The sequence below is a fragment of the Lachnoclostridium sp. genome (genome assembly GCF_031997925.1).
Lineage (GTDB): Bacteria > Bacillota > Clostridia > Lachnospirales > Lachnospiraceae > Lachnoclostridium.
This window is the reverse complement of record NZ_DAMADT010000046.1, coordinates 8,737-25,049: the sequence shown is the minus strand read 5'-3', so window position 1 is coordinate 25,049 and position 16,313 is coordinate 8,737. Positions and strand designations below refer to the sequence as shown.

General features: G+C 35.4%; 21 protein-coding genes and 1 pseudogene. 21 read left to right on the top strand and 1 reads right to left on the bottom strand.

Annotated features, from left to right (window positions below):
• Nucleotides 1–102: 102 nt before the first annotated feature.
• Nucleotides 103–993, bottom strand: a complete 891-nt coding sequence (locus tag RTP52_RS19165; protein WP_312372965.1) for a LysR family transcriptional regulator — start codon at nucleotides 991–993, stop codon at nucleotides 103–105.
• A 141-nt stretch (nucleotides 994–1,134) separates the two neighbouring features.
• On the opposite strand from RTP52_RS19165, the gene RTP52_RS19160 reads away from it, so the two are divergent.
• From RTP52_RS19160 to RTP52_RS19060, 21 genes and pseudogenes are all read left to right on the top strand, one after another.
• Nucleotides 1,135–2,556, top strand: coding sequence for a pyridoxal phosphate-dependent decarboxylase family protein (locus tag RTP52_RS19160; protein WP_442913546.1), 1,422 nt, complete (start codon nucleotides 1,135–1,137; stop codon nucleotides 2,554–2,556).
• Between the two features lie 514 nt (nucleotides 2,557–3,070).
• Nucleotides 3,071–3,436, top strand: a complete 366-nt coding sequence (locus RTP52_RS19155; protein WP_312372962.1) for a hypothetical protein — start codon at nucleotides 3,071–3,073, stop codon at nucleotides 3,434–3,436.
• 94 nt (nucleotides 3,437–3,530) lie between these two features.
• On the top strand, nucleotides 3,531–4,205 hold the full coding sequence (locus RTP52_RS19150) for a hypothetical protein (protein WP_312372960.1): 675 nt from the start codon (nucleotides 3,531–3,533) through the stop codon (nucleotides 4,203–4,205).
• A gap of 62 nt (nucleotides 4,206–4,267) precedes the next feature.
• Nucleotides 4,268–4,612 (top strand): DUF6054 family protein, encoded by a 345-nt coding sequence (locus RTP52_RS19145; protein WP_312372958.1) that lies wholly within the window; start codon nucleotides 4,268–4,270, stop codon nucleotides 4,610–4,612.
• Between the two features lie 147 nt (nucleotides 4,613–4,759).
• Nucleotides 4,760–5,290, top strand: a complete 531-nt coding sequence (locus tag RTP52_RS19140; protein ID WP_312372957.1) for a GNAT family N-acetyltransferase — start codon at nucleotides 4,760–4,762, stop codon at nucleotides 5,288–5,290.
• A gap of 34 nt (nucleotides 5,291–5,324) precedes the next feature.
• Nucleotides 5,325–5,450 (top strand): annotated as a pseudogene (locus RTP52_RS20475) (DUF6054 family protein); the annotation flags it as partial.
• Nucleotides 5,451–6,274: 824 nt separating this feature from the next.
• A complete protein-coding gene (locus RTP52_RS19130) occupies nucleotides 6,275–7,798 on the top strand; it encodes a Y-family DNA polymerase (protein WP_312372953.1) in 1,524 nt (507 codons plus the stop codon).
• Nucleotides 7,799–8,019: 221 nt separating this feature from the next.
• The gene (locus RTP52_RS20595; protein ID WP_331661926.1) at nucleotides 8,020–8,223 is read left to right on the top strand and encodes a hypothetical protein; all 204 of its coding nucleotides are present in this window, start codon (nucleotides 8,020–8,022) and stop codon (nucleotides 8,221–8,223) included.
• A gap of 210 nt (nucleotides 8,224–8,433) precedes the next feature.
• Complete coding sequence (locus RTP52_RS19120; protein ID WP_312372951.1) at nucleotides 8,434–8,703, top strand: class I SAM-dependent methyltransferase; 270 nt, start codon at nucleotides 8,434–8,436, stop codon at nucleotides 8,701–8,703.
• Entirely contained in the window at nucleotides 8,690–8,983 is a 294-nt protein-coding gene (locus RTP52_RS19115; protein ID WP_312372949.1) for a methyltransferase domain-containing protein, read from the top strand. The genes RTP52_RS19120 and RTP52_RS19115 overlap by 14 nt, the downstream gene beginning before the upstream one ends.
• Nucleotides 8,984–8,988: 5 nt before the next feature.
• Nucleotides 8,989–9,279, top strand: coding sequence for a hypothetical protein (locus tag RTP52_RS19110; RefSeq protein ID WP_312372947.1), 291 nt, complete (start codon nucleotides 8,989–8,991; stop codon nucleotides 9,277–9,279).
• Between the two features lie 45 nt (nucleotides 9,280–9,324).
• Nucleotides 9,325–10,179, top strand: a complete 855-nt coding sequence (locus tag RTP52_RS19105) for a hypothetical protein (RefSeq protein ID WP_312372945.1) — start codon at nucleotides 9,325–9,327, stop codon at nucleotides 10,177–10,179.
• A gap of 94 nt (nucleotides 10,180–10,273) precedes the next feature.
• Nucleotides 10,274–10,738 (top strand): NUDIX domain-containing protein, encoded by a 465-nt coding sequence (locus RTP52_RS19100; protein WP_312372943.1) that lies wholly within the window; start codon nucleotides 10,274–10,276, stop codon nucleotides 10,736–10,738.
• Between the two features lie 38 nt (nucleotides 10,739–10,776).
• The gene (locus tag RTP52_RS19095; RefSeq protein WP_312105550.1) at nucleotides 10,777–11,301 is read left to right on the top strand and encodes a hypothetical protein; all 525 of its coding nucleotides are present in this window, start codon (nucleotides 10,777–10,779) and stop codon (nucleotides 11,299–11,301) included.
• Between the two features lie 228 nt (nucleotides 11,302–11,529).
• On the top strand, nucleotides 11,530–12,015 hold the full coding sequence (locus tag RTP52_RS19090) for a GyrI-like domain-containing protein (protein ID WP_312105553.1): 486 nt from the start codon (nucleotides 11,530–11,532) through the stop codon (nucleotides 12,013–12,015).
• Between the two features lie 96 nt (nucleotides 12,016–12,111).
• Nucleotides 12,112–12,483: a VOC family protein gene (locus RTP52_RS19085; RefSeq protein WP_312105556.1), complete on the top strand. Its 372-nt coding sequence runs from the start codon at nucleotides 12,112–12,114 to the stop codon at nucleotides 12,481–12,483.
• Nucleotides 12,484–12,865: 382 nt separating this feature from the next.
• Nucleotides 12,866–13,483: a DUF6273 domain-containing protein gene (locus RTP52_RS19080; RefSeq protein WP_312372942.1), complete on the top strand. Its 618-nt coding sequence runs from the start codon at nucleotides 12,866–12,868 to the stop codon at nucleotides 13,481–13,483.
• Nucleotides 13,484–13,556: 73 nt separating this feature from the next.
• Entirely contained in the window at nucleotides 13,557–14,033 is a 477-nt protein-coding gene (locus RTP52_RS19075) for a pyridoxamine 5'-phosphate oxidase family protein (protein WP_312372941.1), read from the top strand.
• Between the two features lie 115 nt (nucleotides 14,034–14,148).
• Complete coding sequence (locus RTP52_RS19070) at nucleotides 14,149–14,697, top strand: hypothetical protein (RefSeq protein ID WP_312372940.1); 549 nt, start codon at nucleotides 14,149–14,151, stop codon at nucleotides 14,695–14,697.
• Nucleotides 14,698–15,083: 386 nt separating this feature from the next.
• Nucleotides 15,084–15,653: a hypothetical protein gene (locus tag RTP52_RS19065; protein ID WP_312372939.1), complete on the top strand. Its 570-nt coding sequence runs from the start codon at nucleotides 15,084–15,086 to the stop codon at nucleotides 15,651–15,653.
• Between the two features lie 228 nt (nucleotides 15,654–15,881).
• Nucleotides 15,882–16,307, top strand: coding sequence for a VOC family protein (locus RTP52_RS19060; RefSeq protein WP_312372938.1), 426 nt, complete (start codon nucleotides 15,882–15,884; stop codon nucleotides 16,305–16,307).
• Nucleotides 16,308–16,313: the final 6 nt, after the last annotated feature.

Genomic DNA, 16,313 nt, shown 5'->3' with positions numbered 1-16,313 from the left:
GGCGAAGTGGAAAATCCACCTCGCCATAAAGTCTAACTTTTAGGGGTCACCTCATGCAATACCGGCCTCAGTCCTTTTAGTTCCATTTATCCTTATACTATATTATTTGTTCTTAAAGTATTCCTGAGCAATTGCAACAAAAGTCTTCATCTGTAAAGTAATCCACTTATTTTTGTGATAAAGAAGTTGGCTGTACATGTGGACGGTAGGAAAGTCTGCTTGAATTTGTGTTAATATACCTCTTTCAATTGACTTACTCACAGAAAACATAGGCAGAAAAGAAACACCCATACCATGCTCTAGTAGATGAATAATGGTCTCTGTATTTCCATTTTCCAACACAGGCTTGATAACTTTTTCTCTTTCCGAAAGTATCCTTTCTAGCTCATAACGATAACTTGCTCCTTTTTCAGTTAATAGGAAGGGTTCATTCTTAAGTATCTCAATGTCTATTTTTTCTTTACCAGCAAATGAATGCCCACTTGAAGTGACAAAAATGATATCTTCCTCTTGCTGCACAGCTCGAACCCACTCAGATCCATAAATTTTTTGATCCAAAGTAAAGAATAGATCAATTTCATTATTTCTTACCATATTAATTAGTCCATCCGTCTTGTCCGTTTTTATTATTGTCTCCACCTTTGGACAAGCATGATGAAATCGTAACAAAAGCTCTGGAAGTATAGCCGTCGCAAGCGATTCCACACTCCCGATACGAAGTGTACCTTCAGGAGTATTCGTTTCTCTTGCAAATACTGCAGCTTCATTAGTTACCCGCATTATTTCATTTGCATGGTTAAGAAAGATTTCTCCTTGTTCCGTCAGGGATACCTGTTTACCTATTCTTTCAAAGAGTTGTGTTCCTAGCTCCTTTTCTAATTGCTGTATCTGAATAGTAATCGTAGATTGAGAGTACCCCAGCTGTTCTGCAGCCTTTGAAAAATTCTGAGTTGCCGCTACCTTAATAAATGTTTTGATATTTCTAATTTCCATATTTGCACCTATTATTATTTTTAATATATATTATTGAATCTATGAATTTCACAAATACATAGCTTTATGGTACTATAAACAATTAGGAAAATCAAGATTGTATCAAGATATTTCATTATACAAGTATGCAAAGGTGGAAACATAATGAATATGCAAGAAATAGTACTTAATACACAATCTGAGCGTGTGGCAGTTGATTTTATTAAAAAGTTTTGCTCAGAGAAACAGGAATTATATGATCAAAAGATTGCAAATGACGCAGATAAAAATCAAATTGCAAAATTAAAAAATATGAATGTCCCAGAAAAAGGACGTCCAATAGATAGCGTTGTAAGTGAAATGATTGAGGATATCTACCAATATGGATACCGTTTAAATCATACTAGATTTTTAGGTTTTATTCCTGGACCAGCATCCACGTTTTCTTGGTTAGGTGATATTATGACTTCCTCTTATAATCTTCATGCTGGAAGCTTTATGAACTGCCCAGCTGCAAGTTGTATTGAAGAGGAGTTAATCAACTGGCTTTGTGGTCAAGCTGGATATTCGAAAGAAGCTGGTGGCTTATTTGTATCCGGTGGTTCAATGGCTAACATGACTGCTTTATGTGCCGCCCGAGATAAAATGTTAACAGAGGATCGTCAGCACTTAGGTGTTGCCTATGTTTCTGATCAAACCCACAGCTCCGTTGCAAAAGGTCTACGTATACTTGGAGTTTCTGACAGTAGAATTCGGAAAATACCAACAGATATGAATTTCAGAATGGATTTAAACCAATTAGAGTGTGCTATTCAATCAGACATTGCTGCAGGCTTCGTTCCTTTTGCTGTTATTGCAAGTGTTGGATCTACCAATACTGGAAGCATTGATCCACTGGAGGAAATTGCTTTATTGTGTAAGCAATACAATCTATGGATGCACGTAGATGGTGCATTTGGAGCTTCTGTCTTATTAACAAAGAAATATAAACACCTTCTAAAAGGAATCGAGCTATCCGACAGTATCAGTTGGGATGCGCATAAATGGCTATTTCAAACCTATGGATGTGGAATGGTACTAGTAAAAAACAAAGATAATCTTTTGAATAGTTTTAGCACACATCCGGAATACCTTAAGGATCTGGAGATGGATAATGACTCCATGAATCCCTGGGATATAGGAATGGAGCTGACAAGACCAACACGAGGATTAAAGTTATGGCTTACCCTGCAAGTAGTAGGAAGTGATATGATGGGAGAAGCTATTGAACATGGATTTCAACTCGCAGAGTGGGCAGAAGATGAAATAAAGAAAAATAGTGACATAGAAATTATTTCTCCTGCGCAACTTGCTATTATAAACTTCCGTTATGCCCCTCAGTCACTTACAGAAGAGCAAAAAGACGAACTGAACCTAAAGATATCAAAAAGGATGATTGAAGATGGCTATGCTGGTGTATTCACCACAGTATTAAACGGGAAGAAAGTCTTGCGTATTTGTGCGATTCATCCAGAAGCGACGGAATACGACATGCGTAGTACAGTATGCCGCCTAAATCAATATTATAATGAAATCAATCAATGAAAACAAAATTAACGCAATAATGGACAGTGTAGTTTACAGTTATTAGTGTTTATAATCAGCCAACTACCTGCTTGAGAACTGGAATTTAGACCTATGTATGCATGAATTAATTGCATACTATAGGTCTTTTTTTATTAATGATTACTGGAGGACAATATAGATGTTAGGTACTCAATAACTTGGATTGTGGCAGTAGTTTTTTCAGTAGTATTATTTTTTTATTTGACTGGGTAGCATTGAGATGATGGCTTTTAATTGGGTGTCTAACTTTCATTGCATTTATCGAGTATTTAAGAAAAGAAAATTAGAGCAATATAAATTTCTTTGAGTTTAGTTTTATATCTAATTTCTCTATATAATAATAGATTAATATTGTTGAAAACAGGTAATAAATGGGTTAATATAAAAAGTGATTTATAAATAATATTTATTGAGTGGATATGATCAATACAATGTAAATAAATATTATTTATAGAATCTAGCAGCGCAATAATACGGGATCTGAGGTGAATCTATGGACAAATATACAAGTGGAGAATTAGAAGAAGCACTACAAATTGTTTCTTCAATTATCAGTAGATGTGAAAAATCACAGCTAAAATTTATGGAGGGTACCTCTCAGCATACACTCCTTAAGAACAGGATAAAAGCAATGTATATTTCAAAGTCATTTATAACAGAAGAAAATGTAATAGACAATTATTCAAAAGAAGAATTGATAGAATCACTGCGGCCCGTGTCTTCTATTATTAGTAAATGCGAAAAAGCACAACTAAAATTTACTGATGGCACCTCTCATCACTCACGCTTCATGAAAATGATAAAAGCAATGTATATTGCCAAATCACTGATATCAAATGAAATTAGTAAAAGAAGTTGAAGAGATAAAAAACAGCCTGAATCAGATGATTTCAAAGAGGATGATAGAAGATGACTATGCCAAATAACCTTTATATTTAAATTGGATACAAAATATGGCAAAGGATGTGTCAGATATGCGTATTACTAACCAAAAAGTAAATAGTAAAAGACTATTGATTACTGGTTTGATTTCTATAGTATTCGTATTAATAATGCCTATACTAATTAAACCTAAAAATAATCAGGTAATAAGAATTAGCAATTTACAATCTACAGGAGAACTCATAAATATATATATTGATGTTTTGGATTTAATAAAACAAAAATGGGGTGAAATAGGAGATGATGCAAAATTACTAAACGAAATAATATATTTAGATGAGACAAATGCTATAAATATGGGCTATATTCGTATATTTGATTACAAGAAAAATCAAATATATTCTGTAAATATATCCAAAGAAACTGATGAAACAATATCATTATGTATTTATGTAGATGATTCTAAAAGTAATGATGAAGAGCTTTTTAGAGATAGCATTTCATTAGAAAAAAATATGAGAATGATTCAATACTTAACTGAACAGAAAAATTCAGAGAAGCCATATGAATCCTATATTATTGAATATTATAATATAGGTAAGATACCAAGAGTAAATGATTTAAATAATTATGTAATTATTGATCAAGATAGCAATACAGACGATTTTTATATGTACTTGAAACATCAAATAGGTACAACGACGGATTCTGATAAGATTAAACATTATCTTCTATCAAGTAATTAAGTTGTAAATGATGAGGTGTGAGAAGTAAATGTTAGTAAATAGTGATGAAAGGTAGGATTAATATGGCTAAATATGAACGAAGATTAAATGGAAGCTTCAAAGAGTTAGTGAATTGGATACATAGAGATATTATCAATGGTAGTTCTTCTGTAAGTTATGAGGACGGAAGTGATATAAATATGGCAGATACACGCGTTGCTGTCCGGGTTTATGAACGATATAGTATGGCTGGAGGCAACCGTGTAAGCATGAACGTTACTATTACAGGTACCGGCGAAGATCTATTTGTAAGTGCAATTACCTCAGGGGGGAGTCAGGCAGTATTTTTTAAGATTAATACCATTGGAGAAGAAACATTTCTGGAATTATGTAGGGACTCAGTTGAGAACTATATCAGAAATCAGTAATAAAATTGTGACATTGGTGATTCTATCCGAAGAAAAACTACCCATAATGTTATGTACTTTCATAGCTCTCGACAGTAGCAATTTAAAACATAATTGTTAATTATATATCTATTCTCATATTTATCCGTCTAAGAAAGGAATCAAATTATGAATGAGATTTTGCTGATAAAGCCAACAATGGATTACGCAAATGATATTCAAAAATTTCGTCAAGAATTATTAGATAACAATGATACAGATAGTTTTGCAGGATGTTATAATTTGAGAGAGTGCTTATCAGTAAAGGAATGGATAAAAACGATAGAGATGATGGAAAATGATGAACTTTGTCCTAAGGATAGAGTGCCATCAAATATCTATATTGCTGTACGTATTTCTGATAATAAAATTGTTGGTGTAATTGATTTCAGACATCACATAAATCATCCTATTTTAAGTGAGTGGGGTGGTCACATCGGATATTCTGTTCGCCCGAGTGAAAGAAAGAAGGGGTATGCAAAGGAGATGCTAAGACAAAACCTGCAAAACTGCAAAAATTACGGTTTAGATAAAGTCATGATTACTTGTGATATTGATAATATAGCTAGCGAAAAAGCTATTATTGCAAATGGTGGAATATTTGAAAAAGATATTTATGTTGAAGGAAATATAATGAAGCGATATTGGATAAAACTTTAATATTTTGTTGGTATAATCTTTATATGTTACGTTTTATGAACGATATAGTATGGCTAGAGGCAACCGTGTAAGCATGAACGTCACTATTACAGGTACCGGCGAAGATCTATTTGTAAGTGCAATTACCTCAGGAAGGAGCCAGGCAGTTTTTTTAAGATAAATACCATTAGAGAAGAAACCTCGTCAGAAGTAATAATAGACGAAAAAAATAACCGCCCCTAGTAAGTCCGGTTATTTTTTAAGCTAACCAATTTACGAGGGGTATAATCTAGTACCACCTCTTTATTAAGATTATAGCATAGCTTAGATCTATTTACAAGTATTAACATTAAAGCCATGATAACGCATATTAACCCTTTAAGCTTACGTGCTTGAGGGGTTTTGTCTTTATTATAATAAGACCGGCATTAAATGATACGCAAGCAGTATTGTAACAATAATAAAAACTGATTATAGAAATATATGTACAACATTTAACTTATTCATCTTTGAACTTAAACCACAGATATATGCCTAGACCCGGGACCAATGAAGCTAAGTTTAGAACTAAGAACCATCCGAAAAGCGATACACCGTTGTCACCACCATTTTTCGTAAGCCTGTATGCTGTTCCATATGATAAAAAGCTTTGTACAGCTGCTATAATTTCCCACAATAAAATCAATAACATTCTCATAGTCCTCCACAAATATAAATTTACAAATACCCCATGCAATTTATCGCAGGATGTATATTACTTTCCAACTCTATAATATCTCATAATATGGTAAAAAACAATAAATATTTCCATTTTTATTAATAGAAGCATTAAATATTTCAGCATATATAATTTGAAATATCATCTATCTAATGGTATATTTAAGCTACATAAATTAGCAATAATGAGGAGTTATGCATTGCAAAATCACTGTAAGTTTTTTGATTTTGAGAATATAAAAGAATTTTTGACAGATAATTTCTGAAGGAGGTGGCCGGAGAATAAAAATGAAGAACAGAACCTATATTTCAATAGACTTAAAATCTTTCTACGCTTCGGTCGAGTGTATAGAAAGAGGGCTGGATCCACTAACCACTAACCTAGTTGTCGCTGACGCAAGCCGCACCGAAAAAACCATTTGTCTCGCCGTCTCTCCCTCTCTCAAAACATACGGAATTCCCGGTAGAGCGAGGTTGTTTGAAGTCGTACAGAAGGTCAAGGAAGTAAATTCGCTACGGCTACACAAAGCCCCAGGACGAGCCTTTTCTGGCGATTCCTTCATAGATACTGAATTGAAATCTTCGCCAAGTATCTCACTGAACTATATTGTTGCTCCACCAAGAATGGCATATTATATAGAGTACAGCACGCGGATTTACAATATATACTTGAGGTACATTGCGTCCGAAGATATCCATGTCTATTCTATCGACGAAGTATTCATTGATGCCACCGATTATCTAAACACCTACAATCTTTCAGCCCGTGAGCTTGCCACGAAAATGATTCAGGATGTACTCAATACAACCGGTATAACAGCAACAGCTGGTATTGGCACAAACCTATACCTTAGCAAGATTGCAATGGATATTCAGGCAAAGCACATACCTGATGATAACAATGGTATGAGGATAGCCGAGCTGGACGAAATGAGCTACCGTCGCTCCCTTTGGTCACATCAGCCTTTAACAGACTTTTGGCGTGTTGGAAAAGGATATTCCAAGAAACTGGAGGAACAAGGTCTCTTTACGATGGGAGATATTGCAAGATGTTCTCTTGGTAAACCTACCGATTACTACAACGAGGATTTATTATATAAGCTGTTCGGCATCAACGCTGAGCTACTGATTGACCATGCATGGGGATGGGAGCCATGCACAATTGCCGTTATTAAAGCGTATAAGCCGAGCACAAACAGTATTGGATCTGGACAGGTGCTACAAAGCGCCTATACTTTTGACAAAGCGAAGCTGATTATGAGGGAAATGACCGATCTACTGGTACTTGATTTGGTTGATAAAAGGCTTGTGACCGACCAGCTTGTTTTGACGGTCGGATACGATATTGAAAATATGACAGACCCGAAGATAAAGAAATCATATCACGGAGCGATCACCACTGACCACTACGGACGTACCGTTCCGAAATCTGCGCATGGTTCGGCAAATCTTGGCAGGCAAACCTCCTCTACCAAATTAATTCTGGATGCCGTTACAGAGCTGTTTGAACGCATCGTAGACAAAAATCTCTTGATCAGAAGAGTCAACATCACAGCAAATCATGTTATTGATGAGACAACCGTTCAAAAGACGGACAGCTTTGAACAGCTTGATCTCTTTACAGATTACATGACTGCGAATGCGAAAAAAGAGGATGAAGATGCCGAGCTTGCACGAGAAAAAAGAGTGCAAAAAGCGATGTTAGATATAAAAAAGAAATATGGCAAGAACGCCATTCTAAAGGGTATGAATCTGGAGGAAGGCGCTACAACAGTAGGCCGGAATAAGCAGATTGGAGGGCACAAGGCATGACAAGGTCATATGACGACATTATCAATCTACCTCACCACGTCTCTGCGACACGTCCACATATGACAGCTATAGACCGCGCAGCTCAGTTTTCCCCCTTCGCCGCACTTACCGGTCATGGTGCCGCCATCAAAGAAACTGCAAGACTGACTGACGAGAGAGTAGAAATAGACGAGTATATAAAGGACGCTTTAAGCGATAGGCTGCAAATCATAGCAGATCGGATGAAAGAGAATCCTGAAATCGTAATTACCTACTTTCAGCCGGATGCGAAGAAGAATGGCGGTGCCTATGTTACTACTATCAGTACGGCTAAGAAGATAGACGAATATGAACGGGTTCTAGTTATGACTGATGGCACAGCAATCCCCATTGATGAAATTATTAGTATAGAAGGGCAGGTATTCGAAACTATGTGTGAAGGATAAATAAGGATAACTTTGAATTAATATAAATGATAAAACTTTAATCATTTATTAACCCTTTAAGCTTAAATGTTTGATGTTTATAATTAGCCATGGTAAAAAATCATCCTTAAAAGAATACTGAAGACACAGCTATTATCCGGCGTGGGAATTATGATTTACTGCGATGTTGGTATAGTATGATAAACAAAATTCTGCACAAAAAGAAATTTAATGGAAACGGATACCGGAACAGGATGGGAACGTCATAGAAGAACGCATTTTGATGAAATGGTTGTGAATTATGATAGAGTACGCCCTAAATATCCCAGCGAGCTGTTTGAGGATGTTTGTAAATATTCTGGGCTGAAAAAAGGTAAAAAAGCCCTTGAAATAGGTGCAGGAACAGGGAAAGCGATCGCTCCTTTTATCGAAGCAGGATACGATGTAACCGCCATTGAGATAGGCGCAAATATGACAGATTTTCCTCATGGAACGGTTTAAGGGATATAAGGACTTTAACGTAATCACTTCCACTTTCGAGGACGCCTTGTTGGAAGAAAACAATTACGACTTGATATATGCCGCTTCTGCTTTTCATTGGGTAGACGCGGAAACTGGGTGTCCCAAGGCTTTCCGCTTATTAAAAAGTGACGGGGCAATCGCATTGTTACGTTACAACTTCAACTATATTCCTCCTGGCGGCGAAGAACTCAGCGAAGAAATTCATGCGGTTTATGAAAACATTTCTATAGCTATTATACATGGGATAGGCCTAATATAAAGAAAATGACTAAAAAAGGATTTGAAGAAAACCCAAAAATACTAATCGGGTATGGATTTGAGGATTTAAGCGTTTACGGTTTTAGCGATGTTTTAATGAATCTGTACGAAGCGACACTAACCTACAGCGCGGACGAATGGATAGTTTTTCTTGATACCTTAGCTAACCATAGAAATTTGCCGGATTGGAACAAAGTGGCTTTGTATGCAGGAGTAAAAGAAGCCATAATAAAGAACGGTGGATTCCACAAGGTAGATTGCATTTTTCAATTATATATGGGGAGAAAAAATACATAAGCTAAGCAAAGCTTGGGAAGGGAGAAAGTTTACGGTGATGGCCTTATGAACTACTTAGTAAATCTAGAAAAATGTGTGACAGGATTTTGTATTGATAATCAATTTGTTTATTGTATTTCTAACGAAAGCGTATACAAGATTGATAAACACACGAAAGAAATAATTCATTCAAAAAAATTGTTTAAAAAAGAAGGATTTTCGAGAGATTTAGTAGCTAATAATAAACTATTAGTTATTAGAGATTTTTATACATTATACATAATGGATAAAAATAATTATTCAATTTTATCAATTTTACAATTAGGAACTGATTTATCTTCTGATATCTGTGGTATGACGATTGATGAAGAGAATATTTATACCTGCATGCGAAATGGAGCAATAAACGTTATTGATATTAAGGATTTTACAATACAAGAGATAGAACACATATCCTCAACCAGTATTTGGGGCTTACATAGTTATAATGAACTTTTATTGGGAGTAAATGTTGGGGGTGAATTATTATATATTAATAAATCAAATATGGAACTTAATAAATCTATTTTACTTAGCAAACAAAATATTGGTAGTTTTTTAATAAATAAGAATAACATATATGCTGCTGGTCAGGATAAAATACTTTACCTTATAGATATAGAGTCAGGAATATGTAAATCAAAAAAACGAAATGCTCATAAAAGAATGTTTGACTGTGTTGGGATTTACAGTAATTATATTATTACAATTTCATATCCATGTAGTGAAATAAACTTTTGGAATAAGAAAACACTTGAATTGGAGAGCACAATAAATATTCCACTTAAATTATCAGGGCGTACCATGATAGAAAATGATACATTGCATATAGCCTCTAGAAATATCAATGGAATAATATCGTTAGACTTAAAACAATATTGATAATACTAAATAGGTTTATCACAATTTATGGAATTATTTGTATGAACAATTTGTTATTATATCAGTGAAAATCAGAAATATTGTGGAGGTTTTCATGGAAAGGATAATTAGAAATTCAGCCAAAGCATTGATTATCAAAGACGGAAAGATGCTTGCAATTAAAATAAAGGACGAAAATGAAGAGTGGTACATTATGCCTGGGGGTGGACAGGAAACAGAAGAACTCCTTTCTAAAGCAGTATGCAGAGAAGTCGCTGAAGAGTTAGGAATAAACGTGGTCGCAAAAGAATTAGTATTTGTTATCGAGGGTGTACATGGAGAAAAATTTCATAGAGTAGATTTGGTATTTTTATGCGAATATTTGGGTGAAATCAAAAATACCGTGCTACATAGTGATACAAACCAAGTAGGATATGATTGGCTCGAGATAGAGTCTCTAAATCAGGCACCACTTTATCCCTCAAAATTGCGAAGACAGATTATGAACTTATATGAAGGAAAAGAATACAAGGTATATTTAGGAAACGAAGGAAATGGAGACCAAGAAGTTACTGATTAACAGGTAATTCACATATTTCTCAATGGGGGATTGGAATTATGAAGAAAAATAAAAAAGAATATATAACTATACTGATATTATTAATACTATTAATTACAGCTTGGTTTTATATATTTTATCATTTTTATAATTTGAGACGATCAACTTATACAATTCTATACGCGCTAGATGACATAAGTGTAGGAATTTGTTTTATCGTACCTATAATCTTAGTTATAAAATTTTTTGTGTATTTATTAGGACACAATGGATTAAATAAAACTCAAAACAAAATATTAGCATTTGCCACATTACTAATACTAATTTTACATCTAAGCATCACAAAATATAATAACTCAGGTCGTATATATGATAGCGATTATCTGATAGTAGAAAAAGTAGAATTTAGTGATAAACATTATATATATATTCAAAGTATTATTAGTGATCCGATAGTAAGGGTTAAGTGTTCATACAATGATTATAAAATGATCGAAGAAAACTCAATTTATCATTTGTCATATGAAAATAATAAATACACTGGGAATCGATTGCTTTTTTATGAAGATTCGTTGTATGAATAATTCAGTCGTATTCAAAATAATAGGTCTCTATAATGTTATGGAATAGTATGTTTGAAGCAATAGTTTTTTCCAATGATTTTGGAAAAAGCAATGTAAAAAGTATCGCTTTTTTATTTTGATTCCATCCAGTTTGCAAGATGAAACGTAAATAAATACAACCTTTATTTACATTAATATCCATATGTGATATAAAGAATATATCATGTAATTTAGAAGGGTGATTAGTAAATGTATAATGAAAAGTGTAATATCGAAGTTATAACAGTTGGGGAAAATATTATAGTGTACGGGCTGAATTTACAGAGTTCTGGCTTGCCGATTAATTTTGATAGTCTTGGAGTAATGTGGGACAAGTACACGGAGGATATGAAGAATAATACTCCGAATCGCGCGGACAAAGAGATTGAATATGCAGTTTGTCTAAATAAAGTGCCTGACTATATAGTTGGAGTTGAAACAACAGAAATCCAAGAGGAGGAGGCAGGATTCAAGAGTTTTACAATTCCAGCAGGAAAGTATGTTAAGGTAGAATTTAATGGAGAAAATCATCAGGATTTAGTGGATGGTAAGTTAATGACAAGACAAAAAGAAGCTAAGAAATGGGCAAAGGATGAAAAGATTAAGCTAAGTAATGAATTTACGTTGGAAGTTTATCCAAAGCAAACGATAGATCTGGAGCATCCTGAGATGTATTGCTTGTTTCCAATTCTATAGATGGAATAGTGTGTGAGGCAGAACATGACATACAGTTGTCCGCTTAATGTACTATAATCAAAGAAAAATAATTAATACCATGGAGGTATACCGAAGATGCATAGATCAATGATGCAGATATATGTAAGAGGTAGCGATAGAGCAGTAGAGTTATATCAAAAAGCCTTTGATGCTGAGTTAGTGGCAAGTTATCCTCACTCTGATGGAACTTTTATGCACGCCGAACTCAATGTGTACGGGCAGATATTGGCAGTATCAGAAGCACTTAAGGACGAGGAGAAAATTACAGGCACTACTATGCAATTTTGCTTACATTTTGGGGAAGGCAAAGAAGATTTGGTTCTCAAAGCATATAATATACTCAAGAATGGCGCTAAGATTCTTTATCCATTAAGTACTTGTGATTTCAGTGAGTTAATGGTTGATCTAATCGACATATACGGGGTTCGTTGGTGTATATTTGTGTAGGTTAGCAGCTAATTTTTCGGAATCAAAGTTCGCCAGGCACTACCTAACATATTGGGGTATGGCTGTATAGCTAATGAAAATAGTGAAAATCCACAAATATTAAATAGGTTCTTGAATTAATATAATTGCTTACATATTAAGACTATATTCCTCTTTCTATAGATTACGCCAAGATAAATAAGGATTTCAAGGAGGCGACTAAGCATGAGAATTACATGTGTCTGGGAACACAATGGGAATGATACAATCATGTATTCCAACAATTACATAGGTGCATTTACCAGAGGGAAAACAAAAGAAATCGCTTTGGCAAAAATGCAGTAAAACGGTAAAATGAAGGATTTAGAATTTGATTTATTATTCCCTACTAAGGAGAAGGTGAATGGAAGAATTTAATATCGGCGAGGTAATACCATTCGGTGGTTATAGCTGGCGCATTCTTGACGTAAAAAATAATGCGGCTTTGATTATAACCGAGTATATTATAGAACAGCGTGCTTACCATGACGCTTATAAAGATATAACATGGGCTGACTGCTCGTTAAGAAAATATCTGAACGATGAATTTTATGGCAAATTCAACGCAACTGATAAGTCAAGAATAATTCCGGTAATAAATAAAAATCCTGACAATCAGTGGTATGGTTCAAAAGGCGGAGCAGATACGAAGGACTACATATTTTTATTAAACCTTGAGGAAGTGTGCAACTATTTCGGTGATAGCCGTTCGAAACTGCAAAACCGAGGAAAAAATCAAAGATATTGGTTTGAAAGAAAAGATGAAAACAACAGTAAGCGACTAGCAAGACTTCAGGGTAAAGAATGGGATTGGTGGTGGTGGCTTCGGTCGCCCGGCCGCGTTAATGTAAAAGCCGTGTACATCTTCGGGACTGACGGTAATATAGGTATCCAAGGCAACAATATATTGAAAGGCAACATCAGCGATGGCAAATGTACAGGCGGTGTTCGTCCCGCTTTGTGGCTAAAACTTGAAATTTAAATCTTGAGCTACGTTTCAAGTGGTTTGACTATAGTTACAGCATAAATTAAATATATTTTAAAGGAGAATTAAAATGAGTAAATACGAAAACGCGATGAAACTTATGGAGGAACGTTGCGGAAATGGTAAAGAAGAAGTTATTGCCCTTGCGACAATATCACTATCCCCGAACACTGCTGGTAATCCTCGCCCTGCTGTCCGTATGGTTTGTGCTTATTATGAAGACGGCGTATTTTATGTTTCTACGGACGCCAAAAAAAATAAAACACTGCAAATTGAGAGGAACAACGAAGTTTCCGTCGGTGGGTTAGATTGGTACGCTTTCCAGGGCACGGCTGAAAATCTCGGTTGGGTTAAAGACGAGAAGAATGCGGAAATCAGAGCAAAATTTAAAAAAATCTTCGACTGGTTCGATGAAGTTGGTGACGAAGACAATCCGAACTCAATCGTTCTGCGTATTACCCTTACAGAAGGTACTATTACTGACAACGAAAGAAAATACGGTGAACAGCAGTATGAAGTTGATTTTATCAATAAAACGGCGATGTAAATAAATTCGTACAGTATAATTGTTTTATCTTTGAAATGATAATTCTGGAGTTGTTATTGAACAATGGAGAGAGCAGCCTCAGTTATCTTGTGATGGATATTGAAGAGGAGGATCTATGCAAATGAAAACTATGCTGAAAATTATGCAAATGCGTAAAAACGAAATTCCTGATGATTTATTGCCTTTGTTTGAGCACATTGTTCAAACATATAAAGGAGACGAATGCGAAGAAAAATTTTTAAAAGCGATGGAAGAACACCTCACCAAGGAGCAACGCTTCAGGCTATACGAGCAAAACGGAAGTTGTAGCGGTACTGGGTACGATAAAGAACGCAAAGCCTTCGCACTTAAACACGCTGACAAGCCCCTTGCCGAAAGGCTGGATCTATTTACAAATACCTTTGGCAGAACAGCTGTTTTGAATGATGATAATACAATCACAGTCACTTTTGCCTGTAACCATGGATACTACAAGCATGCGCCAAAAGGAATGTTTCGATTTCCGGCATCCATTGAAACATATTTTGAAAGATGCGCAGGTGGGCGTTTGTATGAATATCAAAAAGCATTGGGAATAAAACTGAAGATTAAGTCGGTTGATGTGTCTCCCCTTAGCGAAAATATTGTAAATCCCGTTGTATTTACGTTTGAGATAGTGGATTAATAACACACTGATAAACTGGAATTTGGCGGTGCGTTTTGAATCAATCCGTATACTCTCGAGAGGTGGGGGCGCTTATTTGAAATGTACGGTAGATATTAGAAGAGAAGGTAATTCTGTTATGGCTTATCTTCCATTTAACCCAAGATCTGAATTTGGAATACCTAAAGGGTCAATCGGCAAGCTCCATTGCGAAACATGGTAAAGACTACAAGCATGACAGGGGGACCAAATTCCAATTTGTCAATGAGATTATGAACATTCGCTCCTGTAGGTGAATTAATACAAAGCTACATGAAATTTATGCAATCTAAACAGAGCGAAGGCTACCCTTGAGGAGCCACCGCAACAGCGGTTTAGCGTTATTTATATTTTGTGGGGGGATAAAAATGCCGACTTTAAAAAAGATAAGAGACACAATGAAAAAGCAGAAAATCAAAAGCGAAATTATGGAACAAATGGACTTTGAAGCTGACTGCAATAATCCGCATAATATTACTTCTCTAATTGACAAAATGGATAAGTTGCTGACAAAGGAGCAATGTCTTTCAATTATGGAAAAACAGGGTTGTTGCAAGGGAGGTCAGCGTGACAAGGACTGTAAGGAGTTTGCCTTGGAACATGCGGATAAACCTTTTGCTGAAAAACTTGCATTGATGTCAAGTATTCAATATATGATGTCGCCTTGTCTGAATGACGATTGTACATTTACGATTACATTTGGCGGCTATCAAAACGGTGTTCACACGGGTAAAAACACTTGTTCCTGCGGCTCGATTAAAAAATTGAAACAGCCTTTTTCCGTTTCTCCTACATACTGCGGTTGTTGTGCAGGGCACTTTTTATATCACTATCAAAACGCTTTAGGAGTAAAACTGAAGTTGAAAGAAATCAATTCATCACCACTTAATACAAACGGTGAACAGTCATGCAAATTTACCTTTGAAGTTCTCGATTAACACGACAGTATAAGCATAATATGCAATTAAAAGCAACAGACAAATTTGAATTTGTCGGGTAGTTTTTAAAGACAGGATTAGTGTTTCCCTTAGGACCTTTGCCTTGGAACGCATGTGCCGCCGATGGGGTGGACAAAATATGGTGCATATTGGTACATGACAGTATGACCATAGAATGAAGTATTTGAATTTGTAGAGCGAATTATTTACATTAGGAGGTATTAGCTTATGGATGATGAATTGAAAATCAAAATGTACTCATTTACGGTGGATTGCAAAGACCCGCATGAATTAGCGAAATTTTATGCGGCGTTGCTCAAGTGGGAAATAATGTTTATCGATGAAGAATGGGCATGTGTATACGCTCCAGGAACCAATCAGGGAGCATATCCTTGTATATTGTTTCAACGGAATCCTGAGTATAAACCACCCGTGTGGCCGGAAGAACCTGGAGCTCAACAGCAAATGGCACATATGGACTTCGCTGTTAATGATGTAGAAAAAGCAGTTCAATATGCAATCCATTGTGGATCAGCAATCGCAGATAAGCAATTTTCAGATAATTGGAGAGTTATGTTTGACCCTGCCGGACACCCTTTTTGCTTATGTCAAATGAAATCAATTATAGAGAGTACCCATTTTGCGTTGTTATAGAAAATC

Excerpts from the sequence above, each read along its gene's own strand:
- RTP52_RS19060 (WP_312372938.1), top strand. The coding sequence starts at position 15,882 with ATGGATGATGAATTGAAAATCAAAATGTACTCATTTACGGTGGATTGC.
- RTP52_RS19090 (WP_312105553.1), top strand. The coding sequence starts at position 11,530 with ATGTATAATGAAAAGTGTAATATCGAAGTTATAACAGTTGGGGAAAAT.
- RTP52_RS19145 (WP_312372958.1), top strand. The coding sequence starts at position 4,268 with ATGGCTAAATATGAACGAAGATTAAATGGAAGCTTCAAAGAGTTAGTG.
- RTP52_RS19095 (WP_312105550.1), top strand. The coding sequence starts at position 10,777 with ATGAAGAAAAATAAAAAAGAATATATAACTATACTGATATTATTAATA.
- RTP52_RS19120 (WP_312372951.1), top strand. The coding sequence starts at position 8,434 with ATGGAAACGGATACCGGAACAGGATGGGAACGTCATAGAAGAACGCAT.
- RTP52_RS19105 (WP_312372945.1), top strand. The coding sequence starts at position 9,325 with ATGAACTACTTAGTAAATCTAGAAAAATGTGTGACAGGATTTTGTATT.
- RTP52_RS19165 (WP_312372965.1), bottom strand. The coding sequence starts at position 993 with ATGGAAATTAGAAATATCAAAACATTTATTAAGGTAGCGGCAACTCAG.
- RTP52_RS19065 (WP_312372939.1), top strand. The coding sequence starts at position 15,084 with ATGCCGACTTTAAAAAAGATAAGAGACACAATGAAAAAGCAGAAAATC.
- RTP52_RS19080 (WP_312372942.1), top strand. The coding sequence starts at position 12,866 with ATGGAAGAATTTAATATCGGCGAGGTAATACCATTCGGTGGTTATAGC.
- RTP52_RS19140 (WP_312372957.1), top strand. The coding sequence starts at position 4,760 with ATGAATGAGATTTTGCTGATAAAGCCAACAATGGATTACGCAAATGAT.
- RTP52_RS19075 (WP_312372941.1), top strand. The coding sequence starts at position 13,557 with ATGAGTAAATACGAAAACGCGATGAAACTTATGGAGGAACGTTGCGGA.
- RTP52_RS19155 (WP_312372962.1), top strand. The coding sequence starts at position 3,071 with ATGGACAAATATACAAGTGGAGAATTAGAAGAAGCACTACAAATTGTT.
- RTP52_RS19150 (WP_312372960.1), top strand. The coding sequence starts at position 3,531 with ATGGCAAAGGATGTGTCAGATATGCGTATTACTAACCAAAAAGTAAAT.
- RTP52_RS19115 (WP_312372949.1), top strand. The coding sequence starts at position 8,690 with ATGGAACGGTTTAAGGGATATAAGGACTTTAACGTAATCACTTCCACT.
- RTP52_RS20595 (WP_331661926.1), top strand. The coding sequence starts at position 8,020 with ATGAAAGAGAATCCTGAAATCGTAATTACCTACTTTCAGCCGGATGCG.
- RTP52_RS19070 (WP_312372940.1), top strand. The coding sequence starts at position 14,149 with ATGCAAATGAAAACTATGCTGAAAATTATGCAAATGCGTAAAAACGAA.
- RTP52_RS19100 (WP_312372943.1), top strand. The coding sequence starts at position 10,274 with ATGGAAAGGATAATTAGAAATTCAGCCAAAGCATTGATTATCAAAGAC.
- RTP52_RS19110 (WP_312372947.1), top strand. The coding sequence starts at position 8,989 with ATGACTAAAAAAGGATTTGAAGAAAACCCAAAAATACTAATCGGGTAT.
- RTP52_RS19085 (WP_312105556.1), top strand. The coding sequence starts at position 12,112 with ATGCATAGATCAATGATGCAGATATATGTAAGAGGTAGCGATAGAGCA.
- RTP52_RS19130 (WP_312372953.1), top strand. The coding sequence starts at position 6,275 with ATGAAGAACAGAACCTATATTTCAATAGACTTAAAATCTTTCTACGCT.